At 60.1% G+C, this 17562-nt stretch carries 11 protein-coding genes and 3 pseudogenes; 3 read left to right on the forward strand and 11 right to left on the reverse strand.

Going from position 1 to position 17562, the window contains the following annotated elements; genetic code table 11:
• Position 1: 1 nt before the first annotated feature.
• The 9 genes from FEV53_RS12280 to FEV53_RS12320 form a co-directional block, all read right to left on the reverse strand.
• Positions 2 to 832 (reverse strand): carbohydrate ABC transporter permease, encoded by an 831-nt coding sequence (locus FEV53_RS12280; RefSeq protein WP_142835095.1) that lies wholly within the window; start codon positions 830 to 832, stop codon positions 2 to 4.
• A gap of 10 nt (positions 833 to 842) precedes the next feature.
• Positions 843 to 1709, reverse strand: coding sequence for a carbohydrate ABC transporter permease (locus FEV53_RS12285; protein ID WP_142835096.1), 867 nt, complete (start codon positions 1707 to 1709; stop codon positions 843 to 845).
• Positions 1710 to 1829: 120 nt separating this feature from the next.
• A complete protein-coding gene (locus FEV53_RS12290) occupies positions 1830 to 3137 on the reverse strand; it encodes an ABC transporter substrate-binding protein (RefSeq protein WP_142835097.1) in 1308 nt (435 codons plus the stop codon).
• A gap of 111 nt (positions 3138 to 3248) precedes the next feature.
• Positions 3249 to 4280: a LacI family DNA-binding transcriptional regulator gene (locus FEV53_RS12295; RefSeq protein ID WP_142835141.1), complete on the reverse strand. Its 1032-nt coding sequence runs from the start codon at positions 4278 to 4280 to the stop codon at positions 3249 to 3251.
• A 403-nt stretch (positions 4281 to 4683) separates the two neighbouring features.
• A complete protein-coding gene (locus tag FEV53_RS12300; RefSeq protein WP_142835098.1) occupies positions 4684 to 6387 on the reverse strand; it encodes a dipeptide ABC transporter ATP-binding protein in 1704 nt (567 codons plus the stop codon).
• Positions 6387 to 7292, reverse strand: coding sequence for an ABC transporter permease (locus FEV53_RS12305; protein WP_142835099.1), 906 nt, complete (start codon positions 7290 to 7292; stop codon positions 6387 to 6389). The genes FEV53_RS12300 and FEV53_RS12305 overlap by 1 nt, the downstream gene beginning before the upstream one ends.
• Positions 7292 to 8266 carry an ABC transporter permease gene (locus FEV53_RS12310; protein ID WP_142835100.1) on the reverse strand — a complete coding sequence of 325 codons (975 nt, stop codon included), beginning with the start codon at positions 8264 to 8266 and terminating at the stop codon, positions 7292 to 7294. The genes FEV53_RS12305 and FEV53_RS12310 overlap by 1 nt, the downstream gene beginning before the upstream one ends.
• Before the next feature lie 13 nt (positions 8267 to 8279).
• The gene (locus FEV53_RS12315; RefSeq protein WP_142835101.1) at positions 8280 to 9854 is read right to left on the reverse strand and encodes an ABC transporter substrate-binding protein; all 1575 of its coding nucleotides are present in this window, start codon (positions 9852 to 9854) and stop codon (positions 8280 to 8282) included.
• Positions 9855 to 9996: 142 nt separating this feature from the next.
• Positions 9997 to 11073 (reverse strand): PLP-dependent cysteine synthase family protein, encoded by a 1077-nt coding sequence (locus tag FEV53_RS12320; RefSeq protein ID WP_142835102.1) that lies wholly within the window; start codon positions 11071 to 11073, stop codon positions 9997 to 9999.
• Between the two features lie 185 nt (positions 11074 to 11258).
• Here FEV53_RS12320 and FEV53_RS12325 point away from each other — a divergent pair.
• The 3 pseudogenes from FEV53_RS12325 to FEV53_RS12335 form a co-directional block, all read left to right on the forward strand.
• Positions 11259 to 11965, forward strand: a pseudogene (locus FEV53_RS12325) (IS6 family transposase).
• A gap of 31 nt (positions 11966 to 11996) precedes the next feature.
• Positions 11997 to 12706, forward strand: a pseudogene (locus tag FEV53_RS12330) (IS6 family transposase).
• Positions 12707 to 12757: 51 nt separating this feature from the next.
• Positions 12758 to 12955: pseudogene (locus FEV53_RS12335) on the forward strand (DDE-type integrase/transposase/recombinase); the annotation flags it as partial.
• A gap of 332 nt (positions 12956 to 13287) precedes the next feature.
• On the opposite strand, the gene FEV53_RS20875 reads toward FEV53_RS12335, so the two are convergent.
• The gene (locus FEV53_RS20875) at positions 13288 to 14958 is read right to left on the reverse strand and encodes a M10 family metallopeptidase domain-containing protein (protein ID WP_185962187.1); all 1671 of its coding nucleotides are present in this window, start codon (positions 14956 to 14958) and stop codon (positions 13288 to 13290) included.
• Complete coding sequence (locus FEV53_RS12340; RefSeq protein ID WP_142835103.1) at positions 14883 to 17558, reverse strand: hypothetical protein; 2676 nt, start codon at positions 17556 to 17558, stop codon at positions 14883 to 14885. The genes FEV53_RS20875 and FEV53_RS12340 overlap by 76 nt, the downstream gene beginning before the upstream one ends.
• Between the last annotated feature and the right edge of the window lie 4 nt (positions 17559 to 17562).

The following is a 17562-nucleotide window of genomic DNA, read 5'->3' on the forward strand; positions in this document are numbered from 1 at the left end:
CTTATTTCACAGCGCCGAAGGTCAGGCCGCTGACAAGTTGCTTTTGGCTGAACCAGCCAAGGATCAGGATCGGCGCGATGGCCATGGTCGAGGCCGCACTGAGCTTGGCAAAGAACAGACCTTCGGGGCTGGAATAGCTCGCAATAAAGGCCGTCAGAGGTGCCGCGTTGACTGCGGTCAGGTTCAGCGTCCAGAAGGCTTCGTTCCATGCCAGAATGAAGTTCAGGAGGAGCGTCGAGGCGATGCCAGGAACCGCCATGGGCGTCAGGATGTAGAGAATTTCTTCTTTCAGAGACGCCCCGTCCATTCTTGCGGCTTCGAGGATCTCGCCGGGAATTTCGCGGAAGTAGGTGTAAAGCATCCAGACAATGATCGGCAGGTTCATCAGCATCAGGATGACAACCAGTGCGAGCCGGCTGTCCAGAAGGCCGAATTTGATGCAAATCAGGTAGATCGGATAGAGCACACCCACCGCTGGCAGCATCTTGGTGGAGAGCATCCAAAGCAGTATGTCCTTGGTCCGCTTGGACGGCACGAAGGCCATGGACCATGCGGCGGGTACAGCGACCAGAATGCCCAACAGGGTCGAGCCACCGGCGATGATGATCGAGTTCCAGAGGAATTTCGCGTAATTCGAACGCTCCATCACCGCCGTATAGTTCTCCAGAGTCCAGTCAAAGTTCAGGAAAACCGGCGGATCCGCGATCGCGGTGGCCTCGGTCTTGAAGCTGGTCAGGATGGTCCAGAGGATCGGGAAGAAGATCAGCAGGCCGATGCCCCAGGCGATGGCGGTGTTGATGAGCTTGCGTTGTTGCGTGACTGCGCGTGCCATGATGTCCTCCTCACGCGTCCAGGTTCTTGCCAACGATGCGCATCAGGAAGATCGCAACGATGTTGGCGAGAATAATTGCGTAGACACCCCCCGCAGAGCCAAGGCCCACATTCTGCGCTTCGAGAACGCGCTGGAAAATCAGGTAGGTCAGGGTCCGGGTGCCAAAGGCGCCGCCCGTGGTGACGAAGATCTCGGCAAAGATGGCGAGCAGGAAAATCGTCTGGATCAGGAGCACGATGGTGATCGCGCGGCTGAGGTGAGGCAGCGTGATGTAGAGGAAGCGCTTGAAGGTCGGCGCTCCGTCCATCTCAGCGGCTTCGAGCTGTTCGCTGTCGAGGGACTGGATGGCCGTCAGCAGGATCAGGGTCGCGAAGGGCAGCCATTGCCATGACACGATCATGACGATGGAGGTCATCGAGGCTTCGGACAGCCATGAGACTGGCTCTGCACCGAAGAACCGCCAAAGATGCGAGAGCAGACCGTTTGTCGGGTCCATGAACATGTTCTTCCAGACCAGCGCTGACACAGTCGGCATAACGAAGAAGGGAGCGATCACGAGGATCCGGACAATCCCCTGCCCCCACATCGGCTGATTGAGCAAAATCGCGAGCAAAATGCCAAAACCAATGGTGATGACAAGAACGCCGCCAACGATAGCGAGTGTGGCGACGACGGACGGCCAGAACGCACTGGAGGTCACAAAGCGGGTGTAGTTTTCAAACCCGACCCATCCCAGATCACCGCCCCGTAGCGGGAGATATTTCTTGAATGAAAAGGTCAGGGTCATAATCAGCGGAACCAGCATCCAGCCCAGGAGCAGGATCACTGCCGGGGCCATCATGAGGCGCGCTGCTGATCGGGAGTGTTGGGTTGCCATCGGGCAAGCCTCCTCTGTTGACCGCCCAGTGGGCAGTCGCGTTCAGAACCGCAATTTCTGGAAAATGAACCGGAGAGCGTCCTGATTTCTGGCGCTCTCCGGCGATCTTAGGCCTGAAGCTTAGCGGTAGCCGGCAGCTTCCATGGCGTCGTTAGTCAGCGCCTGCGCCTTTTCAAGCGCTTCGTCGATGCTCTGCTGACCAGCATAGACAGCCGAGAACTCCTGGCTGACTTCGGTTGCAATGCCCGCAAATTCCGGGATCGCCGCGAACTGGATGCCAACATAGGGCACCGGCTTTACGGTCGGGTTCGTCGGGTCGGCGGCATTGATCGAGTCGAGGGTCATCTTGGCAAAGGGAACCGCCTGATACTCGGGGTTCTCATAGAGAGAGGTCCGCGCACCCGGGGGAACGTTGGCCCAGCCTTCCTTGGACGCAACGAGCTCGATGTAGTCTTTGGAGGTGGCCCACTCGATGAACTGCTTGGCCGCAGCTTCTTTCTGGGTGCCAGCCGGAACGGCCAGAGCCCACGCCCAGAGCCAGTTGGACTTCTTGTCCACGCCCTCGGAGTTCGGCGCCAGAGCAAAGCCGACGCTGTCCGCAACGGTCGAGTCGTTGGTGTTGGTCACGAACGAAGCCGCCACGGTGGCGTCGATCCACATGCCACACTTGCCCTGCTGGAACAGCGACAGGTTCTCGTTGAAGCCGTTGGTGGCATAGCCTTCGGGGCCGTAGTCATTCATCAGGCCCACGTAGAACTCGAGCGCTTCTTTCCACTCGGGCTGGTCGAACTGAGCGTTCCACTCTTCGTCGAACCAGCGCGCGCCGAAGGAGTTGCCGGTCACGGTGATGAACGCACCGCCCTCGCCCCAGCCGGCCTTGCCGCGGAGGCAGATGCCGTTGATGTCGTTCTCGGGATCATCCATGGCCGCAGCGGCTTCGCGGATGAACTGCCAGGTCGGGGCCTCAGGCATTTCCATCCCGGCCTTTTCCATCAGATCGGTCCGGTACATGACCATGGAGCTTTCGCCGTAGAAGGGCGCGGCGTAGAGGGTGCCTTCGTGGCTCAAGCCGTTGGCCATCGCGGGCAGAATGTCAGCGACATCGTACTCTTCCGAAAGGTCATCCAGCGGCACGAGCCAGCCATTGGCGCCCCAGATCGGCGTTTCGTACATGCCGATGGTCATGATGTCGAAAGAACCGCCCTTCGCCGCGATGTCGGTCGTGACGCGCTGACGCAGCACGTTTTCTTCCAGCGTGACCCACTCGACCGTGTGCCCGGTCTTTTCGGTGAAGTCATCGGTGAGGCCCTGCATCCGGATCATGTCGCCGTTGTTCACGGTCGCGATCACGAGGTTCTCAGCAAAAGCAGCGCCGGTCATCACCAGCGCCATGGCCGATGCGCCAAAGAGCGTTGTCTTGAAAGACATCCACATTCCTCCTGTTTGTGTTGTCGCTATCAAAATAGCGCTCGCGCCTGACCGAAGTCAATTACAAATTGACGCGCGGAAAAAAACAGAAACGCTAAAGATATTATCAGATTATGCGGAATCCCGCATGATAAGGCGACCTTCGAACGTCGTATCGATTCTTTCGCTGCGAGACCGATCTCGCTCGATGGCCTGCAGGAGAGACGTGACTGCGCGACTCACAATTCCGTCATAATCCTGCGAAATCGTAGTCAACGCCGGACATGTAAAGCGTGAAAACGGATGATCGTCGTGGCCAGCCACCCGCAGGTTGCAATCCGCCCCATGACCGACACGCCGTCCGAGACCGTAAGCCGCGGCGAGCAAACCGATGGCAAGCCTGTCATTGCTGCACAGGATTGTCTGGGTTTCAAAAGCACCCGCCGACAGCAGGCGTCCACCTTCGGCCAGCCCGATCGCCTCAAAATCCCACCCCTGCCCCATGGCCTGATGCACGCGCGGCCTCTCATTGTGGCGCTCCATGCTCTCAATATACGCCTGTCTCCGTGTATCCGCGTTTGGGTTGGCGGGAGTTTTCATTTCAAAGAAGCATGGCGGCTCTCCGCTGCGGCACAGATATTCCACCATGAGATTGATACTTTGAAAATTGTCTGTACCGCAGAACGCCTGGCCGACACCCGACAGATCTGCGTCAAACAGAACAAGGGGGAAGTCGTGATCGAACTTCTTTATGCTGCGAATGTCGGACTCCCTGCCAAACGGAGCGAGAAGGACGCCCGCAGGTTTGAGATCGCGCAGGGTCTCCAGGTTAGCTGATTCCAGTTCCGGAACACCATGCGAACTCCTCACTATCGGCGTATATCCGGCATCAATGCAAGCCAGCTCGACCCGCCTCGCCAGTTCGAGGAAAAACGGATCTGCGAGATTGGGGACGACCACACCTATATTCTTCGTCGACCGTCTGTTCTGATTGATCGCAAAGACATTTGGCCGATAATCGTGCCGCTCCAAAGCCTCTTCGATCTTCTCACGAGTCTTTGGACGGACGCTTGCAGGGTCGTTGAAAAACTTCGAAACGGTCGGCCTGGAAACACCGATGGCCGCCGCGAACTCTTCCATGTTGCGGATCTTCTGCTCAGACATGTTTACATGAAGCGCAAGAATTTGGTCCGCGTCAATATCAAAGCTTGCGACGTAAAGTTTCGAGGTTTCTTCACCGCGCCGAAAGAGGGCGTACGGGTTGCCCTTCACGAATGTACGAAGGGCGACATCTGCAGCCCGCCCAGGACCGAGGCTGCAGATCGGTGGCGGTTCATCGTCTTAGAGGTCTGAAAGGTTCACGCGAGTTGGTCGTCAGGTCGACCCGAAAATCCCTCTCGACGGAGGTAGAAGCTGCTTCTCTGCGGACAGAAATAGAGTGGACCGGGTCCCACGGACCGCCTACCTCGTGAGATTTTTAACCGCTTCGTCTTCCACGACCACCCTATATCTCTACTGGAAACCATCGGCTTCCCTCTTGGCTGAAACCGTAGGCTAAATCGAGCGCTCAGGCGACACTTCGATCGAATCGAACACGAGGCGTGTTGGCGAGCAGGTCTTGGGAATAGCCAGCCGCTGGACGGGTGAAAAACGGCTCGGAAGGGCCGGTTTCCACCAGCTTTCCTCCTTGCAGGACGGCGATGTCGTCGGACATCTGCCGCACCACTGCGAGATCGTGGCTGATGAAGAGGGTAGTGAGACCAAACCGGGATTGCATATCCTTCAGCAGGTTCAAGATCTGGGCCTGAATAGAGACATCGAGGGCGCTGGTGGGCTCGTCGCAGATCAGCAGGCCGGGGCGGGACAGGAGCGCGCGGGCAACCGCGATCCTTTGGCGCTGACCTCCGGAGAACTGGTGCGGGTAGCGGTCAGCGGCTTCCGGCGGCAGACCCACCAGTGCCAGCATGGACCGCACCAGCCGGTCGCGGCGTGTGCGGTCGGTTTCCAGACCATAGAGCCAGAGCGGCTCGCCGAGGATGGTGGCGATCCGATGTCGGGCATTCAGGCTTGAGAACGGATCCTGAAACACCATTTGCAGCAATCGCCGTGATGGATGGTGCCGGTGGCGGGTTCGCATGAATGGCAACTGGGCACCCCCAAGACGCATCTCGCCGGAGCTTGGCTGAACCAGCGCGGCGACAACCTTTGCCAGCGTTGATTTGCCGGAGCCACTCTCGCCGACGAGACCCATCACCGTGCCGGGCCGGACCGTGAGCGACACGTCATCGAGCGCAGTAAAGCTCTCACGGGCGCCGAAGAACCCTTGCCGCTCGCCGTGGAAACGTACGGTGATACCCGACAGCTCCAGTTCCGGTCCTGCCGCGCTCCCGATCCCCTCGCGCAGCCAGTCTTCTGCTTCGCGCGCGGCCTCTGCGCCGGCGGTCTCCGTTTCCTCGCCCACGACGACCGGCAGATGAAAGCGGTCGAGGCGATGGTCGAGCGGAGGTACAGCAGCCATGAGCGCTTGCGTATACGGCGCCTCCGGCGCGGTGAGGACCTGCCGCGTTTCACCTTGTTCCACGATCCGACCGCCCCGCAGAACCGTGACGCGGTCCGCAACCTGAGCGATGACGCCAATATCATGGGTAATCAGAATGAAGCCCACTCCCCGATCGCGGGCGAGGCTTCGCAGCAGCTTGAGCACCTGCGCCTGCACAGACACATCGAGGGCCGTAGTGGGTTCGTCTGCGACGATAAGCTCCGGGTTGGTGCAGAGCGCCAGCGCGATGACGACGCGTTGCCGCATGCCCCCGGAAAACTGGTGCGGATAGGCGCGGATGCGGCGGGTCGCGTCGGTGATGCCGATTTCTTCCAGCAGGGCGATCGCACGGGCCCGGGCGGCATCGGTGCTGATCTCCTCATGGGCCTGAATGGTCTCGATGAGCTGGTCGCCGATGGTCATGAGAGGGTTCAGGCTCGTCTGCGGGTCCTGAAAAATCATCGAGATGCGCTTGCCCCGAATCTGGTGAGCCTCGCTTGCGGTCAGTGCGCGCAGGTCGGTTTCACCGAGCATTAAGCGTCCCGAAGCGATCTCACCCGCAGCCGGCAGAAGCCCCATGATCGAGGCGCCAATCGTTGATTTCCCTGCCCCCGACTCCCCCACAAGGCCGTGGATCTCGCCCTGCCCCACCGTCAGCGACACGCCCTCAACGGCGGTGGCCGCGCCGGATCGGTGATGGAAGCGGACAGTGAGGTCTTCGACCGTGAGCATCAGCGCAGTCCCGGATTGAACAGGTCGCGGAGGAAATCACCGAGCAGGTTGATCGATACCACCAGCACCACGAGGAAAATCGTCGGGATCCACAGGATCCACCACTCGCCGGACAGGAGGTACTGCATCCCGATGCGGATCAGCGTCCCGAGCGACGGCGAGTCCGCCGGCAGCCCGACGCCGAGGAAGGACAGGGTCGCTTCGAGCAGGATGGCGGAGGCAAGGTCCACCGTCGCGATGACCAGCAGGGGTCCGAGGATGTTGGGCAGAATGTGGCGCAGCATGATCCGCAGCGGATGCTGTCCCATCATGATTGCGGCTTGCACATAATCCTTGCTCCGCTCGACAAACACCGAGGCCCGGGCGGTGCGGGCGAAATTCACCCAGAGAGACAGAGCAATAGCCAGCGTGATCACCCCGAGGCGCAGGTCGTCATGCAGCTCCCGCGGCAGGATTCCCCGGGAGATGCCATCGATCAGCAAGGCTGTCAGGATGGCCGGCAGGGCCAGTTGAATATCGGCGATGCGCATGACGATGGCGTCGAAGCGCCCGCCGAAATACCCCGCCGCGAGGCCGAGCCCCACGCCGAGGACCAGCGCCACCGCCATAGCCATGCCCGCAATCGCCAGAGAGAGCCGCGCCCCGTAGAGGATCGAGGATAGCATGTCGCGCCCCTGATCATCCGTGCCCAGCAGAAAGCGCGGATCGCCGCCGTCTTGCCAGACCGGCGGCAGGAGGCCGTCGATCAGGGAAAAGGACGACAGGTCATAGGGGTTCGTCGGTGCGATCCAGGGGGCCAGTACTGCCGCAGTAATGATCACCACGGCTATCAGCGCCGCCAGCATCGCCGCCGGGCTGCGGCGAAACAGCCAGAGCGCTTCAGACTCGCGGATTTTTGCCAGCATCAGGCGGCCTCCCGCACACGAAGGCGCGGGTCAATCAGCAGGTAGAGCAGATCGACCAGCAGATTGATCACCACGAAAAAGAACGCAATCACAACGAGGTAGACACTCATGACCGGGATGTCGACGAACCGGATGGACTCGAGGAACAACAGGCCCATCCCCGGCCACTGAAACACGCTCTCGGTGACGATGGAAAAGGCGATGACCCCGCCGAATTGCAGGCCGATCACGGTGATCACAGGGATCATCGTGTTGGACAGGGCATGGCGATAGCGAATGCTTCTCCATGGAATACCACGGGCGATGGCAAAGCGGATGTGGTCGGTGCGCATGACCTCCATCATTTGCGCCCGGACGAGCCGCATGGTCAGGGTCAGCTGGAACAGGCCCAGAGTCAGTCCGGGCAGGACCAGTGACCGCCAGCCATCGACGGTAAAGAGCGATGACCGCCACCAGCCAATCTCCACAGTGCCGCTGCGGCCAAAGGTAGGCAGCCAGCCCAGTTGCACGCCGAACAGAAAAATCAGCAGGATCCCGATGACGAAGGTCGGGATCGACACGCCGATCAGGGTGGCGATCAGCATGGATTGGCTCAGCACGCCGCGCGGGTTCAGGGCGGTGTAGATCCCCGCCGGTATGCCTGCGATCAGCGAGATGATCAGTGCCACGGTTCCCAGTTCCAGCGTCGCGGGAAGACGGTCGAGCAGCATCGCTCCGATCGGCTCGCGGGTCCGGTAGGAATAGCCGAAGTTACCTTGCAGCATGTCGCCGGTAAAGCGGGCAAATTGCACGATGAACGGGTCGTTCAGGCCCAACTCCTCACGGAGCCGCGCCTGATCTTCGAGGGAGGTCTCGACCCCGGTCATCTGACTAATGGGGTCGCCCACAAAGCTGAACAGCGAAAAGGCCAGAAAGGCGACAGCCAGCATCACAAAGACCGACTGGATCAGCCGTTTCAGGATGAACACAGCCATCGCCCCGATCCGCTCAGTTCACCGAAACCCAGCGCAGCAGGAAGAAGTTATCGGGCCGCTGAACCACATCCACGCTGTCCTTCATCGCCCAGATCAGCGGTTGGGTGTAAAGCGGCACATAGGCCACCTCGTCCTGCAGAATGCCAGCAACTTCGTCGATCATGGCCTGACGCGCGGCAGGATCGACCTCGGACTGGATCGGCTCCAGCAGCTCGTCGATACGGGCATTGGAATAGCCGCCGAAGTTCCAGGTCCCGAGACGCTCGCCCGGCGTATGGGCGAGGAAGCGGATCGGGTGCTCCGCGTCAAACGTGCCCGGGGACCAACCCAGCAGATACATATCGAAGTTGTCGGCCCGGAGCTCGTCCCAGTACCCGCGGACCGGCATGGCGTTCACCTTGGCCGTCACGCCGATTTTTGCCAGCATGGAAGCCACGGCCCGGCACAGCGCTTCGTCGTTGATGTAGCGGTCGTTCGGGCACATCAGGCCAAAGGAGAACCCGTCGGGATAGCCCGCCTCCTCCAGCATCGCCTTGGCCGCGTCGGCGTCGAAGGCAGGGCGGTCGGGATGGGCTTCGGACCAGCCGGAGAGCCCCTCGGGCAACAGCTGGCTCGCGGGCTCAGAGGCACCGCGCATGATCACCCGGTCAATGGTCGCCACGTCCACGGCCTGCGCTACGGAGAGGCGCACGCGGGGATCCTGGAAGGGGTTCTTGTCGGTGGTCTCGTCAGAGTATTTCAGCGTGTCGTGGTCATGGCCAAAGCCCAGCATGATGACACGGGTCTCAAGCCCGGACAGCACCTTGAAGCCGTCACGCCCTTCGACCTGCTCCACGTCTTGCAGCGGGATCGGCGAAATAAAGTCGATTTCCCCTGAAAGAAGCGCCGCAAGACCGGTGGCCGCATTACCGATGGGCGTCCAGACGGCCTCAGTCACGTTGCTGTCGAGGCTATCCCACCAGCCGTCGTTCGGAGCCAGACGGGTTTCAACGCCCGGATCACGGGCCGTCAGGCGGAACGGCCCGGTGCCGTTGGCATTACGGGTGGCGAAGTTCTCGGACTCCCGCGCCGGGGCCGTGGCGTCATTGGCTTCGGCCCAGCCGGAGTCGAGGATCATGAAGTTGGCAATGGAGCCCGGGAAAAGCGGGTTCGGCGACGACGTCTTGAAATCGACCGTGTAGTCATCGACCTTCTCCACGGCGGTCACAGAGGCAAACCACGACTTCACGTCCGAGGTCTCGGAGACGGCGCGCTCATAGGAAAAGAGCACGTCATCAGCGTTGAACTCCGCACCGTCATGGAAGGTGACGCCTTCGCGCAGCATAAACCGCCAGCCCGCACCTTCGGGCAGAGGCTCCCATGACGTCGCGAGGGACGGCTCTACCGCCATCTCTCCGTTCCGCCGCACGAGGCCCTCATACACGTTGTTCAGAAATGAGAGCACCGGCGCAGCATTGACCGCATGGGGGTCCATGGTCTGCGGGTCGGTGGTGCCTGCCCAACGGAATGTCTCGGCGCTCACGGCTGACGCGACACTCATGGCGGCACCGATCAGCAGGGCGGCGGACGATATCTTATGACGAGCCATGGAAAACCTCTTGTTTGTTCGAGATGCGCAGTCAGACTTATTAATCACGCATCTCGCTGTGTTTCCAGCGGCATGTGAGCGCTCCCTCATCCGCCCTGCCCACCTGCCGCCGACAGGGCGTCGCCCGCGCAGGGGCGGCGGATCACGCCGATGGCATCTGCGCCGAGGGGGTCGAGCGGGACATCTCCTCTTCTTCTTCGGTCATGCTCTCGGCAATTCCGTCAAAGAGAGGGGTCGAGAGATATCGCTCGCCCGTATCAGGCAACATCACAAGGAACGTGGACCCTTCGGGTGCGCTGTCGGCAAGCTGCATGGCCACGGCAAAGGTCGATCCACCGGAGATGCCTGTAAAGATTCCCTCTTCGGCGGCAAGCCTGCGCGACCATGCGATCCCGTCTGCCCCGACCACGGGGATCAGCTCATCGTAGTAATTGTTATCGATCGCTTCCTGGAGAACCCACGGGATGAAATCCGGGGTCCAGCCCTGAATGGGGTGTGGCTGAAACGACGGATGGCCCTCTGTCGGCTGATGCTGGTCGTTGCGGGTGTTCACGTAACCCGAGGCGACCAGAGCAGCGTTGGCCGGCTCACTGAGGATGATTTTCGTCTCGGGCGACTCTTTGCGTAACACACGGGACACCCCCGTTACCGTGCCGCCTGTGCCGTAACCCGTCACCCAATAGTCGAGCTGCGTGTCGCTGAAATCGGCGAGAATCTCCCGGGCGGTTGTGGCCGCGTGAATATCGGCATTGTCGCGCGTCTCGAACTGGCTGGCGAGAAACCACCCGTTCTCCTCGGCCAGCTCCTTGGCTTTCGTGTACATCCCAAAGCCTTTCAGTTCCTTGGGAGTCAGCACAACCTTGGCGCCGAGAAAGCGCATCAGCTTGCGCCGCTCGACAGAGAAGCTTTCGGCCATCGTGACCACCAATGGGTAGCCCTTGGCAGCGCAGACCATCGCGAGCCCGATGCCGGTATTTCCCGAGGTTGCCTCCACCACGGTCTGACCGGGCTGAAGCCGCCCGTCGCGCTCGGCAGCCTCAATAATGTTCAGAGCGAGACGGTCTTTGACAGAGCCTGCGGGATTGAACGCCTCGTATTTCACGTAGACATTCACATGCGAGGGCGCGATGCGGTTTACCCGGACGGCGGGTGTATTGCCCACTGTGTCGAGAATGCTGTTATAACGCTGGCCGCGGCCCGTTGTCGTTCGGATTGTCATCGCCTGATCCCCTGTCAGTTGGGTTGCCGGGTTGTCTCGACCCGGTTCTGCCAAGGAGGGTATCCCGGCAAGACGGTCACGGGCAACCGCCGCTGCGGACAAACTGCCGGCATGCCTTCTGCTAAGAGGACACACGGGCACCGTAAAGTTAAGGCGGTGGTCGGTGAGATATGCGATCTGTCAGCATGACCAGGACCGACCTCTATCGCCGCCACCGCTTTCCACCGGACGTGATCGCGTATACAGTTTGGCTGTATTTCAAGTTTCCGCTAAGCCTGCGGATGGTTGAAGATCTGTTAGCCGTGCGCGGGATCATCGTGTCGCACCAGACTGTGCGGGCCTGGGCTGAGAAATTTGGACGGCAGTAAGCAAGAAAGATTCGTGAACGGTCATCCGGGCAGATGGGCGATAAGTGGCAACTTGATGAGGTTGTGGTAAAGATCCGGGGCCGGAAACACTGGCTCTGGCGCGCCGTAGATCAGGAGGGCTTCGTCCTTACCCAGAGCCACCGGGATAAAAAAGCCGCCAAGCGTCTTCTCGGTAAGCTTCTGAAAAGCATGGCCTTCCCCGCGTCATGATCACCGACAAGCTGCGCTCCTGTCCGGCGGCGATGAGGGAGATCACGCCGGGTGTCGCGCACCGATCCCATAAAGGCCTTAACAATCGTGGTGAGAATTCTCACCAACCTGTGCGACGAAGGGAGCGGGTCATGAAGGGTTTCAAGTCGCCGAGACATCTGCAGCGCTTCGTCTCGATCCATGACTCAATTGCCAATTTGTTTCACCTGCCCCGCCATGAAATGACCTCCGCCGAATTCCGCGATCTCCGTAAAACTGCAATGGACCATTGGTGGTCCATCGCAGGCATCGAGACGGCATTGTCAGGTTGTTGACGCCGTGGCGTTCCATGTCCAGCGCCATACAATGATCAAGAAGCGAACGCATCCCCGTCTGAAAGGTTATCGCTTCCCGCGGTCCATTATTTCGTATGCAGTTTGGGCGTATCATCGCTTTGCGCTGAGCCTTCGCGATGTTCAGGATCTGCTCGCAGAAGGAGGGATTGTGGTCAGTCATGAGACGGTCCGGACCTGGGTATCAAAGTTCGGGGCTCAAATGGCGAAACGTCTCAGGCAAACGCGAACACATCCGTCGGATAAATGGCATCTGGACGAGGTTGTCATCCAGATTGGTGGCGTGAAATATTTGCTTTGGCTTGCTGTCGACAGTAACGGTGAGGTGCTTGACACACTGGTGCAAACACGCCGCAGCGCGGAGGCGGCAAAGCGGTTTCTCACCCGGCTGTTGGCTCGATGGGGAAAACACCGGGTGGTCATAACGGACAAGCAGCGCAGCTATGGCGCAGCATTGCGTAAATTGGTTCTGGATGTTGATCACCGGGCACACAAAGGGCTGAATAACCTGATCGAAGGGTCTCACAGGCCGACCCGAAAGCAAGAGAAAATACAAGGTCGCTTCAAGTCACCCAGACAGGCACAAATCTTTTTGACAGCTCATGATTAAACCGCAAACTTATTCCGTGTCGCCGCCACAAAATCTCCGCATCAACCTATCGCCAGAAACGAGCTCTTGCATTCGGGCACTGGAATGCCCGTGCCGCCGCATTGGCTGCCTGATGGGCTCCTGCCAAGCAACTCTTACCCAATTAAAACAACCCGACAATGCCGGTCAAATATCTGAACAATCGCATCGAGCAGGACCACAGGTTCATCAAGAAGATTACCCGTCCGATGATGGGTTTCAAATCGCTCTATGCGGTGCCAGCGACGCTTGCGGGAAATGAGACAGCTCACATGATCCGGAAGGGGCAGCTTGGTGATGCAGGCTCCAGTCCGTTTCAGACTTTCGCAAACCTCGCAGGATAAGTGCGTCTGACCAAAGGGCTATCCGCTCGCGTCAGAACCTTCCGACTTCCACCACAAGGTCCGGGACTTCTGTTGGCACGTCCGGCACGCGTTCCTTCTGTTCAGCCACCGGGATCGCTTCGGCAAACCCATCCGCCGCGCCAACCCGGTCACAACGACACCACTTTTCCCGAACGAGCAACCGTCGCCCGGGCGCTCGAACACCTTCCTCCAGGACTTCGTCGACTATCCCGAACTCATCACACGCATCAGGGACCAGCCACCTCGGTGGAAATCGGGCGATTACGGATCAACAGGTCACTACAATCCTGCGCGGTCGCCGTTCATGCTGCTCACGCACGCCGCAGCCAGCGATTCAGCCGGAACCGAAGGCCGTCCGTCTCTTTCGCCGGTGCTGCTGACCTGCTGGCAACGGCGGCGGCAGTCAGCGCGACGACAGTGACGGTCCCGGCCCGGTTCTCGGCGGCGAACAACAACTCGGCATCCGCAGCGTCGATCAGCGTCCCCGTCGCAGGGTCAAAGACATAGCCTTGCCCCACAGAAACCAGGCGCCGGTCGCCGGCCTTGTTGCCCCGGGTCGTTGTGGCGGATGTGTCACCAGACAGCAGAACCGCGCCCTCATCCACGGCCATCGCTGTCAGATCGTCATACTCGCTGGGCAATATAGTGGCCATGCCGGAGGTCATCGTCGCCAGAACATCGGAGTCGGTGTCATCTGTCGGCTGCACCCCGGGGTCCTGATATTCAGTGTCCCCCGACGTGCTGATCGAACCGTCGACCCCGATCCGCGTGGCGGTGTCGATATCGGAGTCCATAATTTCGATGTCGCCGTGGCCATCGCCGAGCAGATGGCCGATCTCGTGCCGAAGAACGGTCAGCATATCGACACCAGAGCCCAGATCATCATCGGTTTCCGGCGTCCAGTCGAGGAACCAGCCAGCCCCCGCAGCCGTGACATCCAGCAGGATCTGGCCACCCTCTGTCGCGCGGGCGACGGAGGCACCTTCGAGAACCGTCACGATGAGTTCGACATCGGCAAGCGCCGCGATCTGACCCTGCGTGACCAGACCGGATTCGGCCCAGTCCTCAAGCGCGGCATCATAGAGCGCCTCCACCTGCCCGGCATCCAGCGGTTCGACCGTTTCATCGCTGGTGACCAGACGCGCGCTTTGCGCCGACAGGACCATCGCCGCGTTGAAGGCGTCGTCGTCGGTGGCGACCCGCAGATTGTCGAATGTGGCCGATCCGTCGAACACAATGACCCCAAAGCCACCATCCACGAGGGCCAAATTGAACTCGTATTCGGCAACGATCACACCATCGACACGGATCGTCGCACCTGCACCCTGAAGGGTAATCTGCAGATGATGGGTCAGACCGGCATCCAGCGGAACGGCAAAGCTGGCATCGGTGACACGACCATCGCCCGCGGTCGCATGGCCCAGGATGACCGCGTCATTTGCAGTATCGAGCGCGATGAACTTGTAGTCATCCGGTCCGTAGCGGTCGAAGATAAAGCCGCTGCTGCCTGCTGTGGACAGATCCACCTCCATTTCGAGCACCGAACTTGACTTGAGGCCGACACCCAGCTCGACCGTCTGGACGGCGGGTTCGGATGCCCCGGCAGATCCTATCAATTTGCCAGAGCTTTCCATCCACGCCATCGACTGTACCTGACGCGGCAATTCGGCCATGGCGATGAAGTCGTCCGTGACGTCCAGCGTCCAGTCCGGTGGCAGGATCTGCACCGCAAAGTTGTCGACCCGCCCCCGAGAACCATCCATGCCCACGCCGACCATGCCGGCGTTCATCGGGATCAGATCGCCGCGCGAGTCCAGCTGTGGCGTGTAGTCGTAGCTGAACCAGTTTACGCCCGCGACGGCCACGGTCACGTTGTTGCCATTGATCGCAACGGTCACAGTGTAGTTTACACCCGGCTTGATGCGGACCGGCTTGTTTGACTGCTTGACGTAGTGCCAACCCGTTTCGTCGACATAGCCCATCTCGATCTTGTTGGTTGAGACATTGATGCCTGCGAACTTGAAATCGACGTCGCTGTGATAGTCGAAGACGACATAGGCGTTCGATTTCCAGCCCTTGGTAGGTTTGTCGAGATTGAAGGTCGCGACGACCTCAAAATAGGTTGGCTTCCAGTCATCCAGCAGGAACACTGCGGCTGCGGTGTCTTCGCCAGAGGCAGCCGATATTGCAAGCGCCCCCCGGTCGCGGTGAACTTGCCGCGATCCGGCGCAAAGCCGTCAAGGGAGCGGTTGTTGAAGTCCGCCGTCCGCAGAATATCACGGCGACCACCGGGTATGTTTCCTGCCTGCGGATCGGTAGACGGGCCGGGCTGATCCTGCCAGAAGCCGTGATCCTGCTGGACGACAAGACCCATTTTGCCATAAGGCTCACCCTGCTGGTCGAAGACCCAGGAATAGCGTGATCGCAAGTTGTTCTGGCCGATATCGGTCGTCCGGGTCAGGTCGACACCATCGCTATACGCCTGCCCGGCGAGGAAATCCCAAAGGTGCGGCGGAACCTGACGGCTGACTGTTGATATGCCGAACGGTGCAAACGGGACGATGTAGGAGTTGAACTCGCCCAGATGGTCGATGAGACGGTCTCCGCCCGTGTTCCCGATCAGGACATCGAGACCGGCACCGCCAAAGACACGGTCTTCCCAGCTCAGATGCGTCTCGGGCGTATCGTTCAGACCCCGATCGCCGGTGCCGCCGGCATCGACACCAAATGCGCCGGTATCGTAGGCCGAACCCGGCCCCCCCATGACATCGTCGGCATTCATCAGGTCGTTGCCAAAGCCGCCGTAGATATGGTCGCGCCCGGTCCCGCCGACGATCCAGTCATTGCCCATGTCGCCAAAGATCGCGTCATTGCCATCCGACTGAACCGCAACAAGAACCGCCCCATCGGCTGGCGCGCTGCCATTCGGGGTAAAGTCGACATAGCTCTCGACCAGATCCCCCTCATCATCGGCCTGATTCAGTATCCAATGCCTCAGGGACGGATCATCGATCGGCACCTCTCCTTGCCAGACAACACTGACAGTGGTATCGGAGATGCCATCCCCGTCGGTGTCAACCTCCTTGTCGTGGAACAGGATCACCAGAGGCGAGTCGTACTCGTCGTAAAGATAGAACTCGCCCGTCCGCTCCTGAACCGGCTTCGGCTCGTTCCAATGGGGATCGCCATCGCCGAACATCAGGACATCGCCCGAATTCCAAGGGCGGCTGAAGTCGGATCGCACCAGCATCAGTGCGTCTTTCTCGATCCCTTCCTCGAAATAGGTGCCAACGACCATAGGTGCGTAGGCTTCGTCCAGCGCCTCGCCTCCCGTAATGGCGTCATCACCGCCTCCGCCATGGATGAAATCGTCCCCGAGTCCGCCAAAGATGATGTCATCCGCGTGCTGCGGGTTGTGGTTGGTCGGGTCCGCAGACGAGACCGGCACCAGGATCGCCCCCTCGACGTTGTCGAACGGCGTCAGATCGACCGACTTCACCAGTTCGCCCTCGATGTTGATCGTCGTCTGCTGGACATAGCCCGGCGTATAGATGACCTCGTTCAGGACATTGCCTTGGCTGGTGCGTGTATCAGGGTCGTTGTTCAAGAGGCTAAACACCCCATACAGCGACTCTGCATATTCGGTGGTGTAGTTACCGTAGCTGTGCGTATTGCCCTTGAGGCTGACGGCGCCATCGCTCGACAAACCGGTGTTACGGCTGGTGAAGATCTGACCGTCATCGCCGATGATCCCGTCGATTCCCGTTCTCCCGGAAATCCAGTCATTGCCCCATCCGCCGATGATGTCATCATCCGAAGCGTCGCCAAAGGCGATGTCGTTGCCTCCACCGACATAGATGACGTCATCATCCTGTTCGCCGTGGATCTCGTCATTGCCGCCAATATCAACCTGCAACCAGAAGCCGTAGGTATTGCGCCAGAGGTCGTCGGCCCCGGGATCAAGCAACGCATTCCGATCCACATCAATCGGCGTGTCCTTGTCGAACAGAGCCGTCTGCATGTCAGGCCCGCCCGGCGTGTAGTCCAGAAGGGTAACGCCGCGGACGATGATCCGCTCGGCATCGGGATAGATGTCGTAAGCAAAGCGCAGATACAGCGCATCCTGCGGATCTGCCGCCAGATAGGCAGCCTCGTAATCCGCGATCACGCCATCGTCGGCGATCAGATCGACTGAGTTGATGCCAACAAGCCGGATGATGTCGGCGTTATCGCCGGCAATCACATCCGCGTCGCGCGAATGGCTGCGATCAGGCAGTTCCTGAAGCAGGACGCCGCTGGCGTCGGTCGGGGCATAGCTGCCCTCTTCCCAACCATCGTTGCGGGCGTAGTGATCTCCGTTTCCACCAAAGACCATATCTTCACGGTCAGGACGGAGGTCAGCGGTCACGAGGCTGAAGAAGCTGGACGAACCGCCGACCAGATCATCCTGACCCGTGCCGCCAAAGATCACGTCGCAGCCGCCACCGCCTTCCACATAGTCGTTATTGTAGGTGCCGCCCACATCGTCTGAGGTGGTCTTCGTCCCTGTCTCTGGACAGCGGGGTACTTTACCCCTGTCCATGAGA

Origin of the sequence: Palleronia caenipelagi (assembly GCF_007004065.1) — a bacterium.
In the GTDB taxonomy this organism is placed as follows: domain Bacteria; phylum Pseudomonadota; class Alphaproteobacteria; order Rhodobacterales; family Rhodobacteraceae; genus Palleronia; species Palleronia caenipelagi.

What these genes read in the sequence shown, in the direction of transcription:
- FEV53_RS12280 (WP_142835095.1), bottom strand. Translation starts at nt 832, where the DNA reads ATGGCACGCGCAGTCACGCAACAACGCAAGCTCATCAACACCGCCATC.
- FEV53_RS12285 (WP_142835096.1), bottom strand. Translation starts at nt 1,709, where the DNA reads ATGGCAACCCAACACTCCCGATCAGCAGCGCGCCTCATGATGGCCCCG.
- FEV53_RS12290 (WP_142835097.1), bottom strand. Translation starts at nt 3,137, where the DNA reads ATGTCTTTCAAGACAACGCTCTTTGGCGCATCGGCCATGGCGCTGGTG.
- FEV53_RS12295 (WP_142835141.1), bottom strand. Translation starts at nt 4,280, where the DNA reads ATGTCTGAGCAGAAGATCCGCAACATGGAAGAGTTCGCGGCGGCCATC.
- FEV53_RS12300 (WP_142835098.1), bottom strand. Translation starts at nt 6,387, where the DNA reads ATGCTCACGGTCGAAGACCTCACTGTCCGCTTCCATCACCGATCCGGC.
- FEV53_RS12305 (WP_142835099.1), bottom strand. Translation starts at nt 7,292, where the DNA reads ATGCTGGCAAAAATCCGCGAGTCTGAAGCGCTCTGGCTGTTTCGCCGC.
- FEV53_RS12310 (WP_142835100.1), bottom strand. Translation starts at nt 8,266, where the DNA reads ATGGCTGTGTTCATCCTGAAACGGCTGATCCAGTCGGTCTTTGTGATG.
- FEV53_RS12315 (WP_142835101.1), bottom strand. Translation starts at nt 9,854, where the DNA reads ATGGCTCGTCATAAGATATCGTCCGCCGCCCTGCTGATCGGTGCCGCC.
- FEV53_RS12320 (WP_142835102.1), bottom strand. Translation starts at nt 11,073, where the DNA reads ATGACAATCCGAACGACAACGGGCCGCGGCCAGCGTTATAACAGCATT.
- FEV53_RS20875 (WP_185962187.1), bottom strand. Translation starts at nt 14,958, where the DNA reads ATGGGCTATGTCGACGAAACGGGTTGGCACTACGTCAAGCAGTCAAAC.
- FEV53_RS12340 (WP_142835103.1), bottom strand. Translation starts at nt 17,558, where the DNA reads ATGGACAGGGGTAAAGTACCCCGCTGTCCAGAGACAGGGACGAAGACC.